The organism is Aeromonas sp. 62-46 (assembly GCF_001898585.1).
Lineage (GTDB): Bacteria > Pseudomonadota > Gammaproteobacteria > Enterobacterales > Aeromonadaceae > Aeromonas > Aeromonas caviae.
Genome location: NZ_MKUI01000023.1, coordinates 80,157 through 101,749, shown reverse-complemented (window position 1 = coordinate 101,749; position 21,593 = coordinate 80,157). Strand labels below are relative to the sequence as shown.

Below are 21,593 nucleotides of genomic sequence, written 5' to 3'. Positions count from 1 at the left end.
CAATCGGGAGAGTGACATGGGGAATGGTGGTAATGCAGTGGTGATGTTCAGTAATGAGCAGTTCGGGTCAATCCGCATCGAACAAGAAGATGATGTTTTGTGGTTCATCGCGTCTGATGTGGCGCGTGCCTTGGGCTATTCCCAGACCAGCAACATGAACAAGCTGATCGATGACGAGGATAAGCGCAAGCGTACCATCCAAAATGGAGTAAACCATGTAAATCAGTCTCTTATCACCGAGGCTGGGCTGTATCAGGCCATCATGGCGAGTACCTTGCCAGCTGCCAAGGCATTCAAACGCTGGGTGATGAGTGAGGTGTTGCCTTCGATTCGCAAAACTGGCCAGTACCAGGTCGTTCCACGCCAGGCTGTGCATGTGGAGGCGGTGCAGGCTGAACTGCTGTTCGCCGAGACCGCGGCCCGCATGCTGAACGTGAGCAACTCCGGCAAGCTGGGCATGTTGCAGACCATCCAGCGCCAGCATGGCCTGCCAAACTTGCTGCCCTCTTACGCCGTCGATGCGCCGAGCGATGCCACCGATGGCAGTTCGCGGCCGACCTTCTCGGCCACCGAGGGGCTGAAGCAGCACGGGGTGAGCATGGGAGTGCGCTACTTCAACGCCCTGCTCGAGTCGAATGGGTTGCTGACCAAGATGCGCCGCCCCTCCACCAAGTCGCCTGGCAAGGAGAAGGAGTTCTGGGCGATCACGCCAAAAGGGTTGTTGTATGGCAAAAACATCGTGGATACGCGCTGCCAGCGCGAGACGCAGCCGCACTGGTACCAGAGCCGGTTCGCCGAGCTGCTCGCCAAGGTCGGGCTGGGGAAGGTGGCGGTATGACACTGACAATTCAACCGAGGAGTATGCAGTATGAGTAGTAACCCGAGCCTGGTCGCTGTCGTGGATATCGAGACCCTCGGCCAAGGCCAAGATGCTGTGATCGGCACCATCGGGATCGTCATTGTCGATGTGGCACAGCTGCGTACCGTGGATGAGTTCTACTGCCGGGTCGATCTGGCGCAGGGCCGCCAGCGTGACGACGACACCCTGGCGTTCTGGGAACGGCAGAAGGTGGAAAGCCCGGCCGCCTGGGAGGAAATGTTCGGCAATGCCGGCCGCCTGTTCCTGGTGGATGCGCTGCGGGCGTTGGCCAACTTCCTTGGTCGTCATTTCGAGAAGGTGGCGGCGGTCGAGTTGATGGGCAATGGCAGTGAATTCGACAACGTGCTGCTGACGCATGCCTATCAGCAGTGGGGAGTTGAGAAGCCCTGGTGGTTTCGTGGCAACCAGAGCCTTCGCACTGTGGTCTGGATGGGTCGGCAGCTGCTGGGCATTGACCCCAAGTATCAGCTGCCGTTCGAGGGTACCCGCCACCATGCGCTGCACGATGCCCGCCATGAAGCCGCATACCTGATCCACATACTGAACGCCTTCAAGCAGGGGCTGACAGGGGGAGTGAGCACTGGCCATGACATTCAATCTGGCGCTGCTACCTGATGAGGAGCGTCAGCGAATAGAGTTGGATAAGCAGGCGGCGTTTCTGGTTTGGCAGTGCCGCCGCAACCTGGCAACCCGAGAGGATGTTGCCAAGGCAATCATCAATCAGCCCGTGGAGAACCAGGCGTATTTCCGCGATCGGCTGAACCACTACCGTGAGGTAAAGGGGTCACATGAGCAAGTTTACTAGCCGCAGTGCGGCCAGAGTACAGCACCTGCAGCAGCAGGCCAGCAACCCGGCAGGGGCCGCCATCAATGCCAGTGCCGAGCTGTTCCGTTCCATTGACACCGCCTGCCCGGGCATGACCGCCGCCGAGGCCGCCCGCCGGGTCATTGCCTCTGAATCTCTCGCCCTGCGCCGCACCGCCAGCTATCAGTTGCTTGCCCGCCTGGGCCCGCTGCTCGACAAGCTCGAGATGGTGGAAAAGCTGGGATGATCCCGACCCATCCGGTCTTTGTGCCGGAGATGGGGATGGTGCTGCTGAAGGTGGGGGAGGGGCTGGCACAGCTTCGCACCTCCCTGGCCAACCGCCCGGCGGTACTGGTTCCTGCCCCAGATGGTGGCGACCTGCTGACCCAGTTCCCGGAGCTGGCCAGTGCTCTTCTCAACCCTGCCATCGTCAACGCCGCCGGCGGCGAGCTGGCCTTGCGCAACGTGGGCCAGTGCCTGATCGGCCATGGCTGTATCGGGGAGTCGGTCACCACCGAGATGGGGGGTCTGCCGCTCCCCCTGTGCTGGCACCATGACAACGCATACCGGGATGGCCAGCTGCCGTTCAACCAGGGAGAGCATGCAGCGGCGATCGCCCGGGCACTGTTGACCCGGGTAGCGGGTTGGTGCGGGGTTGCCCTGGCCCAGTTGCAGGCGCGGGATCTCTGCTGGTGGGCCAGCGTGTTCAAGGTGCAGCAGCATCTGCCGATCGCCGTGGTGCGCCACGCCTGTCGCTTGCCACCGCTGGAGCCAGAGCGGTTGCTGGTGCCAGGGCGCGGCTATCGCGAGACGGATGCCCGCTATCGGGTGAATCGCACCGAGCTGCTGGAGCAGGATCCGCTGGCCGAGCTGCGCGGCCGGCTGCGTATCAAGCCAGCGGTGAAGGCCATCGACCCGGAGCCGCCGATGTTGCATATCCCCCGCCCCAAGATGCGGCGCTGGGAGTCGGCCAACTATCTGGCGTTCGTCCGCCAGTTGCCGTGCGTAGTGACCGGCCAGACCGATGGCATCGAGGCGCACCACGTGGTGGGGCACGGGCTCAGCGTGATGGGCAGCAAGACCCATGACCTGATGACCTTTCCGCTCTGCCACCAGGCACACATGGAATTGCACAACAAGGGCTGGCAGCAGTGGGAGCAGACCCACGGCAGCCAGCTGGATCACGTCGTGATGACGTTGAACAAGGCTGCAGGCCTGGGAGTGTTTGGATGACGCCATATAGTGGAAGTGGGGTGAAGGCGCGGGCCCGCCCGCAGCCGGTACCGGGATCCATGAACAAGACCGAGGAGGCCTATGCCGCCCACCTGCGCACGCTGATGCTGGCGGGGGAGGTGCTGCACTACGAGTTTGAACCGCTCAAGCTGCGGTTGGCCGACAAGACCTTCTACACCCCGGACTTCATGGTGGTGCGCCGGGATGGGCTGATCGAGCTGCACGAGGTGAAGGGGTTCTGGGAGGATGACGCCAGGGTGAAGATCAAGGTGGCCGCCAAGCAGCACTGGATGTTCACCTTCGTCGGGGTTCAGCGCAAAGGCGCCCACTGGTCACTGGAGGCATTCTGATGCGACTCGAATATGCACTGTCGATAGGGCAACCCCGCTCGGCGATGATCCAGACCATCCAGTCCCGCTCTACCGGGCCTTCTCACCTGACGCAGGCCGATGTGCTGGGGGCGCTGGGGCTGGTGCAGAAATATGAAGGGGTGGGCTTGGCACTGATGATGGCCCGCTACACCAAGGACAAGGAGAGTCATCGCAAGGCGGTGATCGGGGTGATGGCAGAGTGCAGCAAGCTGGCGCCCAAGTATGTGGGGGCCATCAAGGAGCGCAGCCAGGGAATGGCCCTGAAGGCGATCGCTGCGCTGGCGGTGCAGCACTATAGCCGCACGGTGGACACTCCTGGGGCAGCCTGTCACCCGCAGTTCTGTCATGGGCGAGGGGTGATCCGCGATCTGGAGCTGAGTCGCCTGCACGGCAAGGCCGTCGACAAGGTATGCCTGCGCTGTGGCGGTACCGGACTGCGGCCCATCCCCGGCACCCTGGTGCGCCGCGCCATCGAGCCGCTGTTGGGCACCCTGACCCGTGGCGAGTGGGAGCGGCAGTGGTACCCGCTCTATCAAGCGGTGCTGGCCTGGTGCCATGTGCAGGAGAGCGAGGTGGCTGCGTTCTATAAGAAGGTGACGGCGGCTTGAGCCGCCTTGTGGTGTGTCTACTGCATGGTTTCCCTTCATTAGTCGAACATAATGGTGCAGTTGGGGGGACCTTAGATAAAGATGCGGCTACTGTCATTGATCCCAGTCTTCGGTTTTCTGAATCTCCTTTTGACGTTCTGCTGGTAGAACCGAGATTAAGTTAGAGAGGGCCACCTGGTGTGCCACTGCATGTGGTAAGGCATTAAGGAAGGGTTCAAACCCGAACATGTACTTGCTCAGGCTGCCAAAAGTACCGACGACATCGGAACCCAACATGAAACGGGTTGGGTAACGTGATACCAGATCGAGCCAAGCTGGATCCGGAATGCCCAACTCATCGACCAGATAAGGATGCAGCACACTCCAGGACAGATCGATGTAGAGATTAGGATATTTGCCAAGTAGCTGTTCAACCGTTGGCAACAGGAACGCCATCTTACCTTGAGTCCGATATATTTCCATGCTTGTGCCTGCGTGCGCCCAGATGAAACGCACATCAGGGTTGGTACGTAGGGCCTCTTCAAACTCATTGAGATAAAGCGGGTTGCGCTCTCGTTTGGAGGTGATATTGGAATGTAGCAGGATCGGGAGATCATACTCTGCGGCTACCCGATAAACCTTTGCCAGAGCCTTGCTGTTGGCGCGAGGTGCTTTGCCATAAATCAGTGCCGTCAGATAGTCATGGCGGGTGAACACTTCCCCAATTCCCTGCCATAGCCCGGGGTCACGGTTCAGCATGTCCTTGATCCGGGCTGCTGCGTTCATGTCGTTGGGATTGAAACCAGAAATGAATGGATGAAAGCGAGTTTTTGCCTCTGCCGGCAACTGCTTGTAGGCATGGGCGATCAGGGTGTCGGTGGCGCTGTACCAGTAGGCTTTAGCATCGTCTCCGGCGTAGTAACGGGGCTGTACGGGCTCGTTTTCATCCCATTCTTTCGCGACCGAAATACCAGTGAACACGGCATGCTCAATCTTGGCTGATGCAACCCCTTCGAGTAGCTTGGTGATGCCTGCACTTTCCTGAAAAAAATCTACGTAGTGCAGATGAATGTCGCTGTAACGGAAGTTATGGGCTCGTACACCGGTTGCCGGGAGGGCAATGAGTAGAGCCCAAAAGAGCATTTTGAAATACATCTGATGGCCTTTTCAGCGTAGCAACCCATGTCCCCAGAGTTCGATAGACCTAGAGGGTTTTTGAGGCGGGCGGGGTATTTCATTCTGAAAAGGCCGCCAAGTTGCGTGCTGCACAACATGGCGGCCATTGTGAGTGATTGGTAGCACGCTCACTTAGCAAAGGGCGTGCTCAAGATCAAATCACCCGTTTGATGCTGGCATAGTCACCCTGAGTTCGAAGGGTAACCGTGACCGGCTGATCGGTGCGGTTACGCCAGAACCAGCCGTGCTTGCCATCAAATGCAGCTTCCAGCACACCCGATTCTTCCGGTGTGGCGCGGCCCTTGCCGTAACCGTGGTAGAACCCTTTCGGTGCGTTGATGGGATCACCGTGAGTGTCGTAGTTCACCACGCCACCGTTGGCTGTCCAGAGGAAGTTAACCTTTGCACCTTGTTTCATTTCCAGCTTCACTTCAGCGCCCTGGTTGGGTTTGAGGGTGATGCTCATCTCATGCTGCTGGCCAGTGGCTTGAGGTGCTGCCGCTGTTTGTGGGGCTGGGGTTGGCACAGTTTTAGCGGGGGCAGGTTGAGCCGATACCACTGTTGGAGCAGGGGCTGTCGTAGGGGAGGGGATCACCGCTGCAGTCATGGCGGCGCTTTGAGCCGCGGCTTCATCAGCACGGGCTTCTTCCGCCAGCTGTAACTTGACCTCCCCCATCTGGGTCAGGCCGAGTGCGCGGCCGACACCGGTTGGGTCGACGGCGTATTCCGACGGCATGACGACGGTGACCAACAACACGGCTGCGGTGATCATGGCGAGCACTGTTGAGCGCAGCAGTTGAGCGGATGTCGGGAGGTCATTGAAGGTCGGGACATTGGTATTGAACATGATTGAAATCCTTACTGAGAAATGATGAGACCGGTGATCTGATAGCCCATGAGCAGGAAGCCTGCGCTCATCATGGCTACGTTGGCGGTATAGGCGTGGCGCCAGAAGCTGTTCGTGCGCCGCCAGTAACCCATCACTATGAGAATGGTGCCGAGGGCCAAGAGCTGGCCGAGTTCAACGCCGACATTGAAGGCGATCAGGTTGGGGATAAGACCGTCCGGGGAGATCTCGAATTCCTGGATCTTGGTGGCCAGGCCGAAGCCGTGCAGCAGGCCGAAAATCAAGGTGGCTGCGCGCGTATCCGGTTGGTGGCCAAACCAGCGTTGGAAAGCGCCGAGGTTATCGAGCGCCTTGTAGACCACCGAGAAACCGATGATCGCGTCGATGACGTAGGAGCTGATGCTGATGTTGCTCAATACCCCGAGCAGCAGGGTAACCGAGTGACCGACGGCGAAGAGGGTGACATAGAGCCCAACATCCTTCATCCGATAGAGGAAGAAGATGACGCCGAAGAGGAACAGCAGGTGGTCGTAGCCGGTGATCATGTGCTTGGCGCCCATGTAGATAAACGGCATCAACAGTACGCCAGTACTTTCCTGGATAAAGCCCTTGTCACCTTCTGGCACGCCATGGGCGAGTGCATCCGGTGCGATGGCCCACAGCACCATGACTGCGAGCAGAAGGAAAAACGATTGGCGCAGACGCGCAAGCAGTGCGTCTGCTCCGCTCAACGTGAGCGAGTGCATAGAAATACTCCTGGTTCAAAAGGTCTGGAGCCGCAATGCGGCAGGTGTCAGAACTAGAGCCAGAAACGGGGTGGGCGTTCGATGCGAGATACTGGGCCATTGGGCAGCACAGTGTCGGGATACAGAACGGGAGCAATGCGATCAGGTTGGAAAGTCAGTACGAGCTGGGCACTCGGGTGCGGGGGCTCATGTACATGGTCAGCAATGAAAGAGGTATGGAAGTGACCCGCGAATAACTGGGCAGCACCGGGATCCGGCGTCGCCTCATCGTCATGGGAATGAGAGTGTTCTGCACTGCTAGGGGTGTGCTGGTTGGTGGGTGTGAACAATGCGGACGTGTGCCCGACCCAGGCCATCAACATGGTCAGGAGCAATGCGAATACAACGTTGTTGATGACAGATCTGCTGAACATTCTGAACTACCAGCACACACCAATTAGGGATTTATTGATTTGACTGTATCCCCCCGGGGGGGATACGATTCTGGCTCGGATATTAACCTGAGCACTGAGTAATGAGCAAGCACGAACATGGCCACCACCATCAAAGTCATGCCGCAGTCAGTAAGAGATTGAAGCGAGCAGAGGGGCACCTGCGCAGCATTCTCACCATGATTGAAGAGGGCCGTACCTGTGTGGATATCGCCCAGCAACTTCACGCCGTGGAAAAAGCCGTGTGCCAGGCCAAACGCACCCTGATCCAGGATCACATCGATCATTGCTTGGAGCATGCCGTCGAGGGGCTCACCGGCGGCGATCATGATGCGCTGGAAGAATTCAAACAAATCACCAAATACCTCTGAGGTTTACAATGTCTAGCTTCGCTGAGTTGCTACAACAGGGGCCGGCCCACGCCTGGCTCTATTTCCCAAGCGCGATCCTCTTGGGAGCGCTACATGGCCTGGAGCCGGGTCACTCAAAAACGATGATGGCAGCCTTCATCGTGGCGGTACGCGGCACGGTGAAACAGGCGATCTTATTGGGCCTGGCTGCGACAGTGTCGCATACAGCAGTCGTCTGGTTGATCGCGCTGGGCGGTATGTACCTGGGGCAGGGGCTAGATGCCGAGACCACCGAGCCTTATTTCCAACTTGCTTCAGCGGCGATCATCATCGCCATTGCCTTGTGGATGCTGTGGCGAACTTGGCGTGGTGAACAGATGTGGCGCTTCGAGCAAGGCGATGATCATCACCATGATCATGGCCACCATCACGAGCACGATGAGCATCACCATGATGAGACCCGGCGCATCGATACCGGCCATGGTCGGGTTGAGCTGTCGATCTTCGAGGAAGGGGTCCCGCCACGTTGGCGTTTGCATCCCCTGAGCGGTCATGTTTGGGGGGCTGATGAGGTGGTATTACACACCACACGCGCAGATGGGCAGGTGCAGAGTTTCACCTTTGCACAACACGGTGGATATCTGGAGTCAGTGGATGAGATCCCCGAGCCCCATGAATTCAACGTGCGGTTGAGCTTGGGCCATGATCATCACAGCCACGATTACGATTTAGACTTCAGTGAGCATGGTCACTCCCACTCCGAGCTGGAGGGGTTGGAGCTGTCCGTTGATGGTTACCAAGATGCTCACGAGCGTGCTCATGCCAATGATATTCGCCGACGCTTTAGCAACCGGAACGTGACGACAGGGCAGATCATTCTCTTTGGTCTCACGGGGGGGTTGATCCCATGTCCAGCGGCAATCACCGTGCTGTTACTCTGTTTGCAGGTGCAAGAGGTGTCTCTGGGCGCCGTGTTGGTGCTGTGTTTCAGTATCGGTCTGGCAATAACGTTGGTCAGTGTCGGCGCCGCGGCGGCCATCGGTGCCCGGCAAGCTTCCAACCGTTGGCCCTGGCTGGGAACTGTGGCGCGCCGAGCCCCTTACTTGTCTAGTCTGCTGATCATCGGTGTGGGGATCTACGTCGGTATGCATGGCTGGATGGGTCTAAGCACGTAAGCTGTTTGGCATGGGGAAGTGTCTTCAAGCGGTGAGCGGGCTGCGTGGCAACATCACCCTTTTTGGCGTTGTTGTTGTTCTTGCCTTGCTCACCGTCCGCCACGCCGAGACCACCGGGCCCAAAAAAGATGTTCAGATCAGCGTCCAACGAGGGGACACCCGGCTCTTTGTGGTGATGTCCGGAAGTGAGCAGGTTGTCCTTGGTATCCCGACTGTGCAGCAAGATGATGCGAAGGCTCGCTGCGGCATTCGAAGCCTGAAGCTCACCAATAATGCCGCCAGTCGAGAGCGCTCGACGGAAGTCAGCCAATTGCAGCGCTATGCTGGTGAGTACAACCAGCTGATGCTGTCCCACTGCACCAAAAAGGCTATTGGGAAAGGCTGAGTTGCTCAATAAGTTCCTCCCAGCAAATGAACAATCAACCCCACAAGAGCACAGCTAAACAGAACCTGGATCACACTGCGTTTGAACCGGAACAGCGCAATCGCTGCCGCCAGGGCAATCAATGCTGAAGGCCAATCAAAATGACCGGTAAAGCCTTGTGGCCACAACACGTGATAGCTAAAGAACAAGGCCAAGTTGAGAACCACACCGACCACCGCAGCGGTAATGGCTGTCAAAGGCGCGGTGAATTTTAGCTCGTTATGGGTCGATTCGACCAAAGGCCCCCCGGCGAGAATAAACAAAAAGGAGGGCAAGAAAGTGAACCAGGTAACCAAACTGGCTGCGACTGCGCCGGCCAAGAATAGGTGCTCAGCGCCCAGCACTTGTTGCACATAAGCTCCAACAAATCCCACGAAAGCGACCACCATGATGAGTGGCCCTGGTGTCGTCTCACCCAGTGCCAGGCCGTCGATCATCTGGGTCGGGGTTAACCACCCATAGTGGCTGACTGCCCCTTGATATACATAAGGTAAAACTGCATAGGCGCCACCAAAGGTCAGCAATGCGGCTTTGGTGAAGAACCAGCCCATCTGAGTAAAAGTCCCATTCCAACCGAACATTAGGAACAAGATGCTCATGGGAAGCACCCAGAGCATGGTGCCGACCATCAGTAATAATGCCAGGCGTGACCAGCGGAAAGTTGCGTGCTCTGGTGTCGGGGTGTCATCGTCAATCAGGGCACGCCCATAAGATTGCTGTTTCGCATTATGGCCACCCCCTGTGACGAATCTGTCGGGGGCGAAACGCCCTCCCAGATAACCGAGGACAGCGGCACTCAGAACGATCAGTGGGAATGGAATATTGAGCGCGAAAATGGCAACGAACGCCGCAGCTGCAATTGTCCACAGCCAGCTGTTTTTCAAGGCTCGAGAACCGATACGGTGTGCTGCCTGTACGACGATAGCAGTGACGGCTGGCTTGATACCATAGAAGAGACCTGCAACCACAGGCATCTCACCAAATGCAATGTAGAGCCATGAGAGCATGATCAAGATGAATAGGGATGGCAGTACAAACAGAGCCCCCGCCACGATCCCTCCCCAGGTGCGATGCATTAACCAACCAATGTAAGTGGCTAGCTGTTGGGCTTCAGGGCCGGGCAACAACATGCAGTAATTGAGAGCATGCAGGAATCGCTTCTCGGAGAGCCAACGACGACGTTCAACCAACTCTTGGTGCATGATCGATATTTGCCCCGCCGGGCCACCGAAGCTGATAAACCCGAGTTTTAACCAGAACCAAAATGATTCGCGCAGACTAACGGGTTGGACATCTTGGCCACCACTCTCAGTCAGTTGTGGGGGTATTTTATTCATGAGGGTTCTCTTCTATGAATGCAGCCAGAAGTCCATCGAAGATGACGCTGGCTGCGGCCAGTAAGTGGTCATCATTTGGGATGTTTTCACGCAGACCTGCCAAGACTCGCTCTATCCCTGCCGCCTCAATTGGTTGGGTTCCGCCGACATCAAGGTAATGCACCTGTGCGGCTAAACGCTCCAACCCAGGTTTATTAATGGCAAAGCTCGCTTGTAGCGTTTCGAAGGTCACCAGATTGCCAATATGGCAGAATTGCGCTCCGTCGAAATCAAACCCGATGGCATCATCAGGGCAGTCATCGGGAGAGTTCAGCCACAGGATACGGGCTGAAGGATCGATAAATCGCAGAATGAGCCATGCACTTGCCAACCGATCAACCCAGGGACGGCGGCGAGTGGCCCAGATACGGCCCTGATAGTCACTGTGTTTGCACAAAGTGATGGGCTGGTTGTAGCTACTGGGTTCGTCAGCCGACAAGGCACGGTTCACCGCAGTCTCCAATCTTTGCAGATCTGCCTCTGTTTGCTGTCTGGCTATCTCAGGGAAAAAATCGATACCAGATAACTGCGCAAAACTCTTACGAAGCTTTCGAATCTGCCTGGTTGTAGCTAAGGCATTTTCGGTCGTCAGTTGAGCATGACACTCCGCAATCTCACTCCGTAATTTGGCGTACTCCTCGCCACGGTTGAACAACGGGATGAAGCGTTGGCCGTTTGGGTCGTGGATTGGTAGCAAGCAAGCCGTACCGTTGAGAGCCAGAATGTCTCTTTCGACCTCTTGGAGCGCGGTCTGGCAATCAGGATTGGCCGGGAGCAAGTAGGCTCCATCGCGTAGCACCGCAGCACCACTGGCCTTGAGAGCCCGCCAGGCACGCATACGGGCAGTAGCATTTGCAGTGGGTAAACCAATAATGAGCACCAACCATTTATTCATAGAGGTAGTTACATTTTAAGTAGACTTCTCTACATTATACGTGTTCCCGAATTTAAGAAAGCAGAATGTTATCTATCAGTTAACACACTGTGTGGTGATTCTTTTTGAGCAGGTATCGTCATCTAAATTAGTGTTTCAAATGAAGTGGTCCAGGGCGGGTTGAGGAGGGGGTTTACTCGAGCTGCAATTTTGTGTAGGCTGAATATCAATGATGGAGGACTGTACCCGAAAGGGTTCAGTCCTTTTTATTTTCTCTTCCAAACCCCGGCCTTGCCGGGGTTTTTCATTTCAGAGGCCCTGCGGGGTGGTGGGTATGAAGATGCCTGATAAAGACCTTGGCCTGTTGGCCTGGCTGTTGGCGTGGGCCGACACTCACTGGCCCGCACTATATGGTTTCATTCTGTCCGTGGTGATCTCCTGGCTGCGGGTGACTTACTCCGGCGGCGGTGTTAGACAGCGGCTACTCGAGTCGTTGTTGTGTGGCGCCATTTCCCTCTCAGTGATGTCTGGGATGGAGCTGTTCGGGATTGCGGCCACTGCATCCGGGTTTGTCGGCGGTTCGATCGGGTTCCTCGGGGTCGAGAAGATCCGTGAGTTTGCCGGTCGCGTGTTGGATAGGAGGTTTGGCAATGGTCCGAGTTGAGCGCACATCACCGCACGGCATCAGCCTTATGCACTACTTCGAGACCTGCAAGTTGAGGGCCTACCCAGACCCTGGCAGCAAGAATGGGGAGCCGTGGACTATCGGGTGGGGGCACACCGGGCCGGAGGTGAGGCCCGGGCTGGAGTGGACGCAACAACAGGCTGATAGCGTGTTCGTTGATGACCTTCGCCGCTTTGAGCGAGATGTGCTGTCGCTGGTCAAGGTACCACTGACTCAAGGCCAGTTCGATGCGCTGGTGTCGTTCGCCTACAACGTTGGGTCTGACATCGATGCTGACACTATTCCGGAAGGGTTGGGGGACTCGACGTTGCTGCGCAAGCTGAACGCCGGTGATTACGATGGCGCAGCCCGTGAGTTTCGGAAGTGGAACAAGAACGATGGCAAGGTGATGCGCGGGCTGACCCGCCGGCGTGTCGCAGAGGAATGCCTATTCAGGGGTATGGATGCCGCTGCGGCCATCAAAAATGGGGTAGCTGCAGCATGAGCCCCGTCAGGCAGTTCCTCGATGCGCATCCCGTGGTGTGGTTCTTCGCTCGCCTGACCGCGGTAGCGCTGCTGGTGTGGTGGATTCACCACTCAGGATACAGCTCCGGAGCTCATGACAAGGGGCTTGAGTGGTCAGCGAAATGGAACAAACAGGCGGCCGAACTGGCCTCTGCACGAGCTGATGCGGTAACCGCTGCGCGAGAGGTTGAACAGCGTCGTCAAGCGGACATAGAGAGGGTGAGACAGGATGCAGAACAAGAGATTGCCCGGGCTGAGAGTGACGCTGCTGCTGCCAGTGCTGTTGCTGCTGGGTTGCACGAGCAAGCCCGCCGCTTGGCAGCACGAGCAAATCAGTGCGCCAGCCATACCGGCGTTGCCCAGCCAAGCGAAACAGCCAGACAGCCCGCCGTGGTGCTTGCCGACCTGCTCAGCCGGGCTGATGCGCGAGCGGGAGAGTTGGCAAGAGCGTATGACCGAGCTCGAGCATCTGGTCTGGCCTGCGAAAGAGCCTACCACTCCCTAATTTCCCAGCAGTAACCGAATAGCCGCACCGGGTCACTCTCCCATCTGGCGGGTCGTCCCGCGTTAATGTGTGCCGGTGCGGCAACAACCAGGTAGCAGCCATGCCTCCACGAGTTCCCAAGGTGTGCAGAGAGCGCACCTGCCATCAGTTGACCACCGAGCGGCATGGCTACTGCCCAGCCCATGTACATCTGCTTGATGGGTGGAAGAAGGTCGCCAAGACCAGCGCCGATGACCGCGGGTATGACTGGGCGTGGCGCAAGCGGCGTAAGCGGATACTGGTGAGGGATAGCTACCTGTGCCAAGTGTGCCTTGCTCTTGGCATTGTGACACCAGCGACTCAAGTCGATCACATCGTCAACAAGGCCGCTGGCGGCACCGATGATGACGATAACTTGCAGAGTATCTGCGACCCTTGCCACGCCACAAAGACGCGGGCAGAGGCGCTGGCATCGCGCCGGGGGGGGCTGGTGAGGGGGTAGGGGGGATCAAATCCTCCCAGCTTTTCGACCTCACCACTGCTCCGCCCCGCGAAATTTTTATACCCGCGAAATTAAAAATTTAAATGGAGGGCGCGATGGGCGGTGCAGCTACCGTGCCCGGGCGCGGTAGGAAGCCCAAGCCGACCGCACTGAAGCGCTTGGGGGGCAATGCCGGCAAGCGGGCACTGAATAAAGACGAACCCACCTTCACCCCTTTGATCGGGGTCGCCTGCCCTGAGTGGTTGGCAGAGGATCCATGGGCCCCCACACTGTGGGATATGGTGATCAAAGAACTGTGCGCCGCTGAGGTGCTGTGCATCACCGACCTGCACAACCTGGAGGCGTTCTGCGCCGCTTACTCCCGCTGGCGCCGCGCTGAGAAAGAGATCTCGAAGCACGGCCTGGTGGTTGAAGGGGCCACGGGTGGTCCAGTCAAGAATCCGGCCTGTACCGTCGCCAACGAATCACTCAAGCAAATGACCACATACGGGGCCCTGCTCGGGCTGGACCCTTCCAGCCGCTCGCGCCTGATCGGCGGCAACAAGAAGAAGGGAGGAGGCAACCCGTTCGCTGCTTTGTAGGGATGGACTATGGCCGCACGCAAAAGCTATCCCTACGTCAACGTGGCCAATGGCTACGCCCGCGATGTGGTGCGTGGCAACATCCCAGCCTGCCGCTACGTGATCCAGGCATGCCAGCGTCATCTCGATGATCTGGCCAAAGAGAAGTCGGCCAAGTTCCGGTTTCGTTTCGACAAGGACAAAGCCGAGCGGGCTGCCAAGTTCGTTCAGCTCATGCCCCACACCAAGGGGGAATGGGCCTTCAAGCGCCAGACCCTGAACCTTGAGCCGTGGCAGCTGTTCATCATCTGCTGCGTGTTTGGCTGGGTGCGCAAAGGAAGCGGCCTGCGGCGCTTTCGCGAGGTTTACAACGAGATCCCCCGCAAGAACGGCAAGTCGGCGCTCTCCGCCCCGGTTGGCCTCTACTGCTTCGCGGCGGATAACGAATTTGGCGCCGAGGTTTACTCCGGCGCCACCACTGAAAAACAGGCGTGGGAGGTATTCCGCCCCGCCCGCTTGATGGCCAAGCGCACCCAGGACTTCCTCGACAATTACGGGGTTGAAGTCAACGCCAGCAACCTAAACATCCCTGCTGACGGCGCTCGCTTTGAGCCGCTGATTGGCAACCCGGGTGACGGCCAGTCGCCATCCTGCGCCATCGTGGACGAATACCACGAGCATGACAGCGACGACCTCTACACCACCATGATCACCGGTATGGGCGCCCGCCGCCAACCGCTGATGTGGGTCATCACCACCGCGGGCTACAACATCGACGGCCCCTGCTACGACAAGCGGCGGGAGGTGATCGAGATGTTGGCCGGCACGGTCCCGGACGACGAGCTGTTCGGGATCATCTACACCATTGACGAGGGTGATGACTGGGCGGATCCGGCAGTGCTGGCCAAGGCTAACCCCAATATGGGGGTTTCTGTTTACTCCGAGTATCTGCTGGCCAGGCAGGCCAAGGCCATCAAATCGGCCCGCTTTGCCAACATATTCAAGACAAAGCATCTCAACGTCTGGGTCTCGGCCAAGACGGCGTTCTACAACATGCAGCGCTGGGCGGCCTGTGAGGACAAGAGCCTCACCCTGGAGCAGTTTGCCGGTGACGAGTGCATTCTCGGCTTCGACCTAGCCCGCAAGCTCGACATGAACTCCATGGCCCGCCTGTTCTGGCGCGATATCGACGGCAAGCGCCACTACTACTCCGTAGCCCCCCGATTCTGGGTGCCGGAAGATACCGTGTTCGATAACGACAACCGACGTCTGGCGGAGCGATACCAGAAGTGGGTCAACCTGGGTGAGCTCAGTACCACCGACGGCGCGGAGATCGACTACCGCGAGATCTTCGAAGAGGCCAAAGAGGCCAACCTCGACAACAAGGTGCTGGAAACACCCCTCGACCCGGCGGGCGCCATCGCTCTCTCACATTCACTGGCGGACGAAGGGATGACCCCCATCACTATCACCCAGAACTATCAGAACATGTCCGGCGCCATGAAGGAGCTGGAGGCGGCCATCACGGCAGGCCGCTTCCACCACGACGGCAACAGCTTGATGACCTGGTGCATTGGCAACGTGATCGGCAAGTATCTGCCCGGTAACGATGACATGGTGCGCCCGGTCAAGGAGAGCGCCGATCAGAAGATAGACGGTGCAGTCGCGCTGATGATGGCCATCGGTCGGGCCATGGTGCCGGGCCGTGAAGATGAGCGCTCCATCTACGAAACCTCGGACGTTTTATGCTGAAACAACTTTCAATTTTCATCGTGGGTCTGCTGGGGGCTGCGGCACTGGCCTATGGCGCCAGTCTCTACTCACCGCCCCTTGGCTGGGTCGTCGGTGGCCTGCTCTGCCTCGCCTGGTCATTTCTGATGAGCCGGGCAGTGGCGGCCGCCGAGTTTGCCAAACGCAACAAGGGGGATAGCTGATGTTCCTGCCAATGATGTTCGGCAGCGGGCGCAAGGGCGGCAACTTCAGTCAGTGGATCAGCAGCATGGCCGGGAAGACGACCAAGGCTGGGGTGCTGGTGACGCCGGAGACTGCCTTGGCACAAGGCGTCGTGCGTGCCTGTGTCACCCTGCTGGCGGAGTCGGTGGCCCAGCTCCCTTGCGAGCTCTACCGCCGTGACGATGACAAGCGGCTTCGTGCCACCGACCACCCCCTTTACGACCTGATCCACAACCAGCCGAACCAGAAAGACACGGCGTTCGAGTATAACGAACAACGCATGGGCCACCTGGGCCTGCGGGGTAACAGCTACAGCCTGATCGACCGGGATGGGCGGGGTTTCATCACCGAACTCATTCCCATCAACCCGGACAAGGTAGCTGTGCTTAAGGGGCCGGATGGGTTGCCCTACTACCAGTTGTTGGATGGCAGCAACCAGATCCTGCCGATGCGGATGGTGCACCACGTCAAGGCGTTCAGTCTTGACGGCTACCTGGGATTGTCACCAATCCAGACCAACCCGGACACCATCGGACTTGCGATGGCGGTGGATGAGCATGCGGGACGGGTGTTTGCCAACGGCACCACGCTCTCCGGAGTCATCGAGAGCCCGAAGGATGGCGCCAAGTTCGACTCACAGGCCAAGGTGGATGCGTTCCTCGGCAAGTTTGTAGAGCGCCACTCCGGGCTGCGCAACGCCTTCTCGGTCGCATTACTGCAGGAGGGAATGCAGTACAAGCAGCTCGCCATGAATAACGAGCAGGCGCAGCTGCTGGAGTCCCGCAAGTATGGCGCCAACGAGATCTGCCGGCTCTACAAGGTGCCGCCGCACATGATCGGCGAACTGGAGCGGGCGACGAACAACAACATCGAGCACCAGGGGCTGCAGTTTGTCATCTACACCCTGCTGGCATGGGTCAAGCGGATCGAAGGCGCCATGATGCGCGACCTGCTGTTGCCAGCGGAGCGAAAGAACCTCTACATCGAGTTCAACGTCTCCGGGTTGCTACGGGCAGATCAGAAGTCCCGCTACGAGGCGTATGCCCTCGGCCGCCAATGGGGCTGGCTAAGCGTCAACGATATCCGCCGGTTGGAGAACCTGCCGCCGGTAGCAGGTGGAGAAATCTACCTGACCCCGCTCAACATGGTGAGCACCGGTTCCCTCCCGCCAGGCATTACCAAAGCCAGTGCCGAACAACTCAACGAGATCGAGGCCATCCTATGCCGAAGCTGATCAATTACCCCCATCTGGCCAGCATGGCGTTTGGCCAACCCCTCTATGCCACCCAGGATGTTCTGGCCGGGGTGAAGAGCCTGCTGCTGCCACGGATGCTAGGCAACCAGCGAGACATCATGGCCGCCGACGAGTTGCCGGACGGGTTAGAGCCTGCGCCGCTGGAGGCCAGGGGCGAGTTCAAGAACCGCATCGGCGGGTTGGCTGTGATCCCAGTGCACGGCATCCTGATGGCGCGGCGTGGTCACATCGATGCCACCTGCACCGAGCTGACCAGTTACGAGTGGGTGAGGATGCAGATCGCCACTGCGCTGACCGACGAGCGGGTCAAGGAGATCGTGCTCGACATCAACTCCGGCGGCGGCATGGCGGTGGGCTGCAAGGAGCTGGCGGAGTACATCTATTCCAAGCGCAGCGTCAAACAGATCACCGCCCTGGTCAACTTCGCCGCCTACTCGGCTGCCTACTTCATCGCGGCCGCTTGCACCAGGGTGGTGGTGAGCGAGACCGGCGGCTGCGGCTCGGTGGGCGTCATCATGGAGCACATGGAGGTGAGCAAGTGGGAGCAGGAAGTGGGTCTCACCTTCACCACCTTCTACCGCGGCGAGCGCAAGAAAGACGGCACTCCACACGAGCCCCTTTCCGAGGGGGCGATGGCCGCCATCGATCACCGGATGGATCAGGCCTACGAGCTGTTCGTGAGCTCCGTCGCCCGCTATCGCGACCTGCCGGTAGAGGAAGTGAAGGCCACCGAGGCAGCCCTCTTCAGCGGCAGTGAAGCCGTGGCCAATGGCCTGGCCGACGAGCTGGCCAATCCCCAGGATTATCTCAACGCCCTCGCCGCCAGCGTGGCCAACCAGGGTAAGCCCCAGCAGACCGTAGGCCTGCGGGCCAAAGCCATCGAATTGCAGAACCAGCTCTAGCCCTGCGGCGGAGCCCATCCCAATAAGCCCCATCAGGGGCTTTTTTTATACCCAAAGGAAACCACTCGATGAAAACTATCGAAACCCTCCGCCGCGAGCGTGGCGAAATCGTCGCCCAGATCACCGCCCTGGCTGACATTGAGAAACAGGGCGGGGCTCTGAGTGCCGAGCAGTTGGCCGAGTTCACTTCGCTCGAGAGCAAAGTCGCGGAAATCAGTGCCCAGATCACCCGCATGGAAACTGCAGAGCGGCTGGCTGCTCAGCAGGCAGTACCGGTTGTGGCTTCTGGCGCGATGACTGGCTCCCCTGCTGTTCATGTGAAACAAGAGCTCAAGCAGTACCCCGGTGCCGGCATGGCTCGCCTCGCCATGGCCGTTGCTGCCGGTCAGGGGGACATGAAGCTGGCAGAGCAGTTTGCCGCCAAAGAGATCGGCGATGCCGGGATCGCCATGGTGATCAGCACGGCTTCCGGCTCCGGTGGTGCGCTCATCCCCGAAAACCTGCACTCCGAGGTGATCGAGCTGCTGCGCCCGAGAACCATCGTGCGCAAACTCGGGGCTCGTCCGGTACCACTCCCCAACGGTAACCTGAGCATGCCGCGCATGTCCGGCGGGGCCACCTCCAGCTACGTGGGGGAAGGCGTTGATGCCAAGGCCACCGGTGGCAGCTTCGATGATGTGAAGCTGGCGGCCAAGACCATGATCACCCTGGTGCCGATGAGCAACCAGCTAATCGGGAGCGCCGGGTACAACGTTGAACAGCTGGTGCTGGGTGACATGCTCGCCGCCATGGGCGGTCGTGAAGACAAGGCGTTCCTGCGCGATGACGGCAGCAACAATACCCCGGTCGGCTTCAAGAAAGTGGCCACCGACGCGGGTCGCACTGTCGCCTGGACCGGCACGGCGGACCTGGCCACTATCGATGCCTACCTCGACTCGCTCATCCTGAAGCTGATGAGCTCCGACTCCCTGATGATCAACCCGGGTTGGGGCATGAGCCCGCGCTCCTGGATGAAGCTGTTTGGCCTGCGCGATGGCAACGGCAACAAGGTCTATCCGGAGATGGCCCAAGGCCTGCTGAAGGGCTACCCGGTCGCCCATACCAACACCATTCCGGTGAATCTGGGGGTCGGCACCAACCAGACCGAGATCTACTTCGCGGACTGGAACGACGTGGTGATCGGCGAGCAGGACAACATGACCATCGACTTCAGCCGCGAGGCCACCTATGTGGATGCCGCCGGCGAGCTGGTCAGCTCCTTCGCCCGCAACCAGTCCCTGATCCGTCTGGTCGGTAACCACGATGTGGGCTTCCGTCACGTAGAAGGGCTGGTGCTGGGCACCGAAGTGACCTGGTAATCCAGGGCAGGGGGCTACTGCGTGGCCCCTTCCATTTCACTATCAAGACCGTTCAGGAGAGCCATCATGGCCAAACCCGTAAAGGCGGACGAGTCCGCCCTGACCATTATCAAGGTCATCCGCCCCTTCAAGAACTACAGCCCCGGCGACATCACCGGTTTTGACGATGCCAGGGCGCAGGCCCTGATCGACGGCGGCGTAGCCGTGCTCTATTCCCCAACCGAAGGTGGCGAGTCGGTTGAAGGTAAGGAGTAAACATGTTGCTGATCACCGTGGTAGAGGCCAAGGCACAGTGCCGAATCGAACCGGAGATGACCGACGAAGATGCGTTGCTGGCCGGTTTGATTGAAGCGGCGATCAGCCACATCCAGTCCGACATCAACAAGCCGCTGGTGGCAGCAGGGGAGGAGGGGCAGCCTCTCACCCCTGCGCTCAAGCTGGCGGCCCTGCTGCTGATCGGCCACTGGTATACCAACCGGGAGGCCGTGGTGACAGGCACCATCGCCACGACTCTGCCGCTGGCGTATGACTCGCTGATCCACCCCTATCGTGACATCGTGGTGGGCTAGGAGGACGCATGCTTAAAAGTGGCGAACTCGACACCCGGCTGACGCGCTTTGGCGCCGCAACCGGCACGCCCCCGGAATGGCCGCTGCTTGGCAAACTGTGGGCGAAGATCATTGACCCGAAGGCGGCAGGGCGCGAGGCACAGGGCAGCATCTATGCAACCGGATCGACCCTGATCACGGTGCGAGCACGGGGCGATATCCTGCCCGGGCAGTTGCTGAAGGGGAATGCCTGCTGGTACTTGATCGAAGATACCGCCATCGAGCCTGGCGCCTTGCAGATCTCGGCCCGCAAACTCTCCGGCGAGCCCGCCACCTACACCCCGAAGCAGGGGGAGCCTTATCCGGTCACCGCCTTCTTGGCGGCTGAGAACGTGATGGTGGGGGCCCGCAGCGAACCGCGACACCAGATAGACCTGATCCTGCCTGAACTCGTCCCCCCCTTTGCACGCCAGGGTGACCAGATCACCTTGCGGGGACGGCAATACCGTATCGATGGGCTGATAGAGGGCAGTGACAACGGCACCACGCTCCGGGTGATGGTGGTCTGATGCCGGGCGGGCTAAGCCGAAAGCGCAGGGCCAGGGCGATCAACGTCACTGGCCTGAGCGAGAGCGTCGATGCATTCAAGGCGCTTCCTGCCACGATCCGCAAGCAGCTGGTGGCCGCAGTCAATGACGTGGCCACCGCCACTCGGAGTGACATGGTCAACCGGATTGCCGCCGATGGATTCAACACCGCCTCGGTGAGGGCGAGGATCCGACTCGACAAGGCGACCGCGACTAGCGACGTCGCCACCATCAGCCTGGACCTGAAGAAGATCCCGTTCAGCCGAGTCAAGTTTGCCAGTCAGCGCACCGATGGCACCGGCACCCGGGCCAGCGTCTGGGTGCTGCGGGGCGGCAAGCGCGCGCAGGTCTACGGCTTTATCAACCCCTACGGCAAGAAACGTCGACCGATGATCCGTTATGCGAAAGCCGGCAAGCCGCGACTGGTGATGGCGGGCGGTGTGGGCCTGCGGGGTTGGTGGAACGACATCATCACCGAGCAGTTCCTCGATGAGCTGCAAGCCAACCTTGCCAGCACCTTCACCAGGAGAGTGACATGACCGAAGCGACCGTCATCATCGATGCGCTGCTGGCCAAATTGCGCAGCGTGCCTTCACTGTCGCCAGAAGACAGGGTATGCGACAGCGACCCGCAGATCGACCAGCACACCCCGCTGCCGCTGGCCCATTTTCGGGAACTGACCGAGGGCAAACCGGAGCGGCGGGGGCGGGAGTGGAAGCGCACCCGCAACATTCAGGTGGATCTCTACCAGTCGGTGAGTGCCGGACGTGCCGGGCGTGACCAGCTGCTGTCAGAGGTGCTGGCGGCGCTGGTGCCCTCGACGGCGGGGATCCCCCTGCCGGGTACGACGCTGCTCGCTATCTCGGTGGGCACCATTAATCTGGAACCCGAAGAAATCGGCAGCGACACCCTGCTGACCTCCATCCAATTCAGCCTCACCTATACCGCCAGCCTCTAGGTTGGCACCACCATCTGGATAC

30 protein-coding genes are annotated in these 21,593 nt (G+C 59.3%); 25 read left to right on the top strand and 5 right to left on the bottom strand.

Going from position 1 to position 21,593, the window contains the following annotated elements; genetic code table 11:
• Positions 1-16 precede the first annotated feature (16 nt).
• From BGO64_RS08730 to BGO64_RS08700, 7 genes are read left to right on the top strand one after another with little or no spacing between them, the layout of a single operon-like run.
• Positions 17-838 carry a BRO-N domain-containing protein gene (locus BGO64_RS08730; protein ID WP_286700497.1) on the top strand — a complete coding sequence of 274 codons (822 nt, stop codon included), beginning with the start codon at positions 17-19 and terminating at the stop codon, positions 836-838.
• A gap of 30 nt (positions 839-868) precedes the next feature.
• Positions 869-1,495 (top strand): 3'-5' exonuclease, encoded by a 627-nt coding sequence (locus tag BGO64_RS08725; protein WP_286700496.1) that lies wholly within the window; start codon positions 869-871, stop codon positions 1,493-1,495.
• Positions 1,467-1,685 carry a DUF3283 family protein gene (locus tag BGO64_RS08720; protein WP_286700495.1) on the top strand — a complete coding sequence of 73 codons (219 nt, stop codon included), beginning with the start codon at positions 1,467-1,469 and terminating at the stop codon, positions 1,683-1,685. Before BGO64_RS08725 ends, BGO64_RS08720 begins: the two co-directional genes overlap by 29 nt.
• Positions 1,669-1,932 (top strand): hypothetical protein, encoded by a 264-nt coding sequence (locus tag BGO64_RS08715; protein ID WP_286700494.1) that lies wholly within the window; start codon positions 1,669-1,671, stop codon positions 1,930-1,932. Before BGO64_RS08720 ends, BGO64_RS08715 begins: the two co-directional genes overlap by 17 nt.
• Positions 1,929-2,918 carry a DUF968 domain-containing protein gene (locus BGO64_RS08710; RefSeq protein ID WP_286700493.1) on the top strand — a complete coding sequence of 330 codons (990 nt, stop codon included), beginning with the start codon at positions 1,929-1,931 and terminating at the stop codon, positions 2,916-2,918. The genes BGO64_RS08715 and BGO64_RS08710 overlap by 4 nt, the downstream gene beginning before the upstream one ends.
• Positions 2,915-3,268 (top strand): DUF1064 domain-containing protein, encoded by a 354-nt coding sequence (locus BGO64_RS08705; protein ID WP_235687573.1) that lies wholly within the window; start codon positions 2,915-2,917, stop codon positions 3,266-3,268. Before BGO64_RS08710 ends, BGO64_RS08705 begins: the two co-directional genes overlap by 4 nt.
• Complete coding sequence (locus tag BGO64_RS08700) at positions 3,268-3,897, top strand: antitermination protein Q (protein WP_286700492.1); 630 nt, start codon at positions 3,268-3,270, stop codon at positions 3,895-3,897. Before BGO64_RS08705 ends, BGO64_RS08700 begins: the two co-directional genes overlap by 1 nt.
• 93 nt (positions 3,898-3,990) lie before the next feature.
• Here BGO64_RS08700 and BGO64_RS08695 read toward each other — a convergent pair whose 3' ends face one another.
• From BGO64_RS08695 to BGO64_RS08685, 3 genes are all read right to left on the bottom strand, one after another.
• Positions 3,991-5,031: an amidohydrolase family protein gene (locus BGO64_RS08695; RefSeq protein ID WP_286700491.1), complete on the bottom strand. Its 1,041-nt coding sequence runs from the start codon at positions 5,029-5,031 to the stop codon at positions 3,991-3,993.
• Between the two features lie 175 nt (positions 5,032-5,206).
• Entirely contained in the window at positions 5,207-5,899 is a 693-nt protein-coding gene (locus BGO64_RS08690; RefSeq protein WP_286700490.1) for a transmembrane anchor protein, read from the bottom strand.
• 11 nt (positions 5,900-5,910) lie between these two features.
• The gene (locus BGO64_RS08685) at positions 5,911-6,645 is read right to left on the bottom strand and encodes a HupE/UreJ family protein (RefSeq protein ID WP_438408979.1); all 735 of its coding nucleotides are present in this window, start codon (positions 6,643-6,645) and stop codon (positions 5,911-5,913) included.
• 514 nt (positions 6,646-7,159) lie between these two features.
• On the opposite strand from BGO64_RS08685, the gene BGO64_RS08680 reads away from it, so the two are divergent.
• From BGO64_RS08680 to BGO64_RS08670, 3 genes are read left to right on the top strand one after another with little or no spacing between them, the layout of a single operon-like run.
• Positions 7,160-7,447, top strand: coding sequence for a metal-sensing transcriptional repressor (locus BGO64_RS08680; protein ID WP_216944627.1), 288 nt, complete (start codon positions 7,160-7,162; stop codon positions 7,445-7,447).
• Positions 7,448-7,455: 8 nt separating this feature from the next.
• A complete protein-coding gene (locus BGO64_RS08675) occupies positions 7,456-8,601 on the top strand; it encodes a nickel/cobalt efflux transporter (RefSeq protein ID WP_286700489.1) in 1,146 nt (381 codons plus the stop codon).
• 10 nt (positions 8,602-8,611) lie between these two features.
• Positions 8,612-8,986 (top strand): hypothetical protein, encoded by a 375-nt coding sequence (locus tag BGO64_RS08670; protein WP_286700488.1) that lies wholly within the window; start codon positions 8,612-8,614, stop codon positions 8,984-8,986.
• A 5-nt stretch (positions 8,987-8,991) separates the two neighbouring features.
• Here BGO64_RS08670 and chrA read toward each other — a convergent pair whose 3' ends face one another.
• Both chrA and BGO64_RS08660 read right to left on the bottom strand, forming a co-directional pair.
• Positions 8,992-10,362, bottom strand: coding sequence for a chromate efflux transporter (gene chrA, locus BGO64_RS08665; RefSeq protein WP_286700487.1), 1,371 nt, complete (start codon positions 10,360-10,362; stop codon positions 8,992-8,994).
• A complete protein-coding gene (locus tag BGO64_RS08660; protein ID WP_286700486.1) occupies positions 10,355-11,296 on the bottom strand; it encodes a chromate resistance protein ChrB domain-containing protein in 942 nt (313 codons plus the stop codon). The genes chrA and BGO64_RS08660 overlap by 8 nt, the downstream gene beginning before the upstream one ends.
• Positions 11,297-11,609: 313 nt before the next feature.
• Here BGO64_RS08660 and BGO64_RS08655 point away from each other — a divergent pair, with 313 nt between their 5' ends.
• From BGO64_RS08655 to BGO64_RS08585, 15 genes are all read left to right on the top strand, one after another.
• Positions 11,610-11,939, top strand: a complete 330-nt coding sequence (locus BGO64_RS08655) for a phage holin, lambda family (protein WP_231557464.1) — start codon at positions 11,610-11,612, stop codon at positions 11,937-11,939.
• Positions 11,926-12,444: a lysozyme gene (locus BGO64_RS08650; protein WP_319894355.1), complete on the top strand. Its 519-nt coding sequence runs from the start codon at positions 11,926-11,928 to the stop codon at positions 12,442-12,444. Before BGO64_RS08655 ends, BGO64_RS08650 begins: the two co-directional genes overlap by 14 nt.
• The gene (locus tag BGO64_RS08645; RefSeq protein WP_286700485.1) at positions 12,441-12,983 is read left to right on the top strand and encodes a DUF2514 family protein; all 543 of its coding nucleotides are present in this window, start codon (positions 12,441-12,443) and stop codon (positions 12,981-12,983) included. The genes BGO64_RS08650 and BGO64_RS08645 overlap by 4 nt, the downstream gene beginning before the upstream one ends.
• An 86-nt stretch (positions 12,984-13,069) precedes the next feature.
• On the top strand, positions 13,070-13,450 hold the full coding sequence (locus BGO64_RS08640) for an HNH endonuclease (RefSeq protein ID WP_286700484.1): 381 nt from the start codon (positions 13,070-13,072) through the stop codon (positions 13,448-13,450).
• Between the two features lie 95 nt (positions 13,451-13,545).
• Entirely contained in the window at positions 13,546-14,031 is a 486-nt protein-coding gene (locus BGO64_RS08635; RefSeq protein ID WP_286700483.1) for a phage terminase small subunit P27 family, read from the top strand.
• A 9-nt stretch (positions 14,032-14,040) separates the two neighbouring features.
• Positions 14,041-15,762, top strand: coding sequence for a terminase large subunit (locus BGO64_RS08630; protein ID WP_286700482.1), 1,722 nt, complete (start codon positions 14,041-14,043; stop codon positions 15,760-15,762).
• Positions 15,756-15,944: a hypothetical protein gene (locus BGO64_RS08625; protein ID WP_042881754.1), complete on the top strand. Its 189-nt coding sequence runs from the start codon at positions 15,756-15,758 to the stop codon at positions 15,942-15,944. Before BGO64_RS08630 ends, BGO64_RS08625 begins: the two co-directional genes overlap by 7 nt.
• Positions 15,944-17,197, top strand: coding sequence for a phage portal protein (locus BGO64_RS08620; RefSeq protein ID WP_286700481.1), 1,254 nt, complete (start codon positions 15,944-15,946; stop codon positions 17,195-17,197). The genes BGO64_RS08625 and BGO64_RS08620 overlap by 1 nt, the downstream gene beginning before the upstream one ends.
• Complete coding sequence (locus BGO64_RS08615; protein ID WP_286700480.1) at positions 17,185-18,120, top strand: S49 family peptidase; 936 nt, start codon at positions 17,185-17,187, stop codon at positions 18,118-18,120. Before BGO64_RS08620 ends, BGO64_RS08615 begins: the two co-directional genes overlap by 13 nt.
• Before the next feature lie 68 nt (positions 18,121-18,188).
• A complete protein-coding gene (locus tag BGO64_RS08610) occupies positions 18,189-19,478 on the top strand; it encodes a phage major capsid protein (protein ID WP_180911202.1) in 1,290 nt (429 codons plus the stop codon).
• 66 nt (positions 19,479-19,544) lie between these two features.
• Positions 19,545-19,733, top strand: coding sequence for a hypothetical protein (locus BGO64_RS08605; protein WP_042881746.1), 189 nt, complete (start codon positions 19,545-19,547; stop codon positions 19,731-19,733).
• Positions 19,734-19,735: 2 nt separating this feature from the next.
• Positions 19,736-20,047 carry a head-tail connector protein gene (locus BGO64_RS08600; RefSeq protein WP_042881744.1) on the top strand — a complete coding sequence of 104 codons (312 nt, stop codon included), beginning with the start codon at positions 19,736-19,738 and terminating at the stop codon, positions 20,045-20,047.
• 8 nt (positions 20,048-20,055) lie between these two features.
• Positions 20,056-20,595: a head-tail joining protein gene (locus BGO64_RS08595; RefSeq protein WP_286700479.1), complete on the top strand. Its 540-nt coding sequence runs from the start codon at positions 20,056-20,058 to the stop codon at positions 20,593-20,595.
• Positions 20,595-21,152, top strand: a complete 558-nt coding sequence (locus BGO64_RS08590) for a phage tail protein (protein WP_286700478.1) — start codon at positions 20,595-20,597, stop codon at positions 21,150-21,152. Before BGO64_RS08595 ends, BGO64_RS08590 begins: the two co-directional genes overlap by 1 nt.
• Positions 21,149-21,571 carry a hypothetical protein gene (locus tag BGO64_RS08585; protein ID WP_042881739.1) on the top strand — a complete coding sequence of 141 codons (423 nt, stop codon included), beginning with the start codon at positions 21,149-21,151 and terminating at the stop codon, positions 21,569-21,571. Before BGO64_RS08590 ends, BGO64_RS08585 begins: the two co-directional genes overlap by 4 nt.
• The last annotated feature ends 22 nt before the right edge of the window (positions 21,572-21,593 follow it).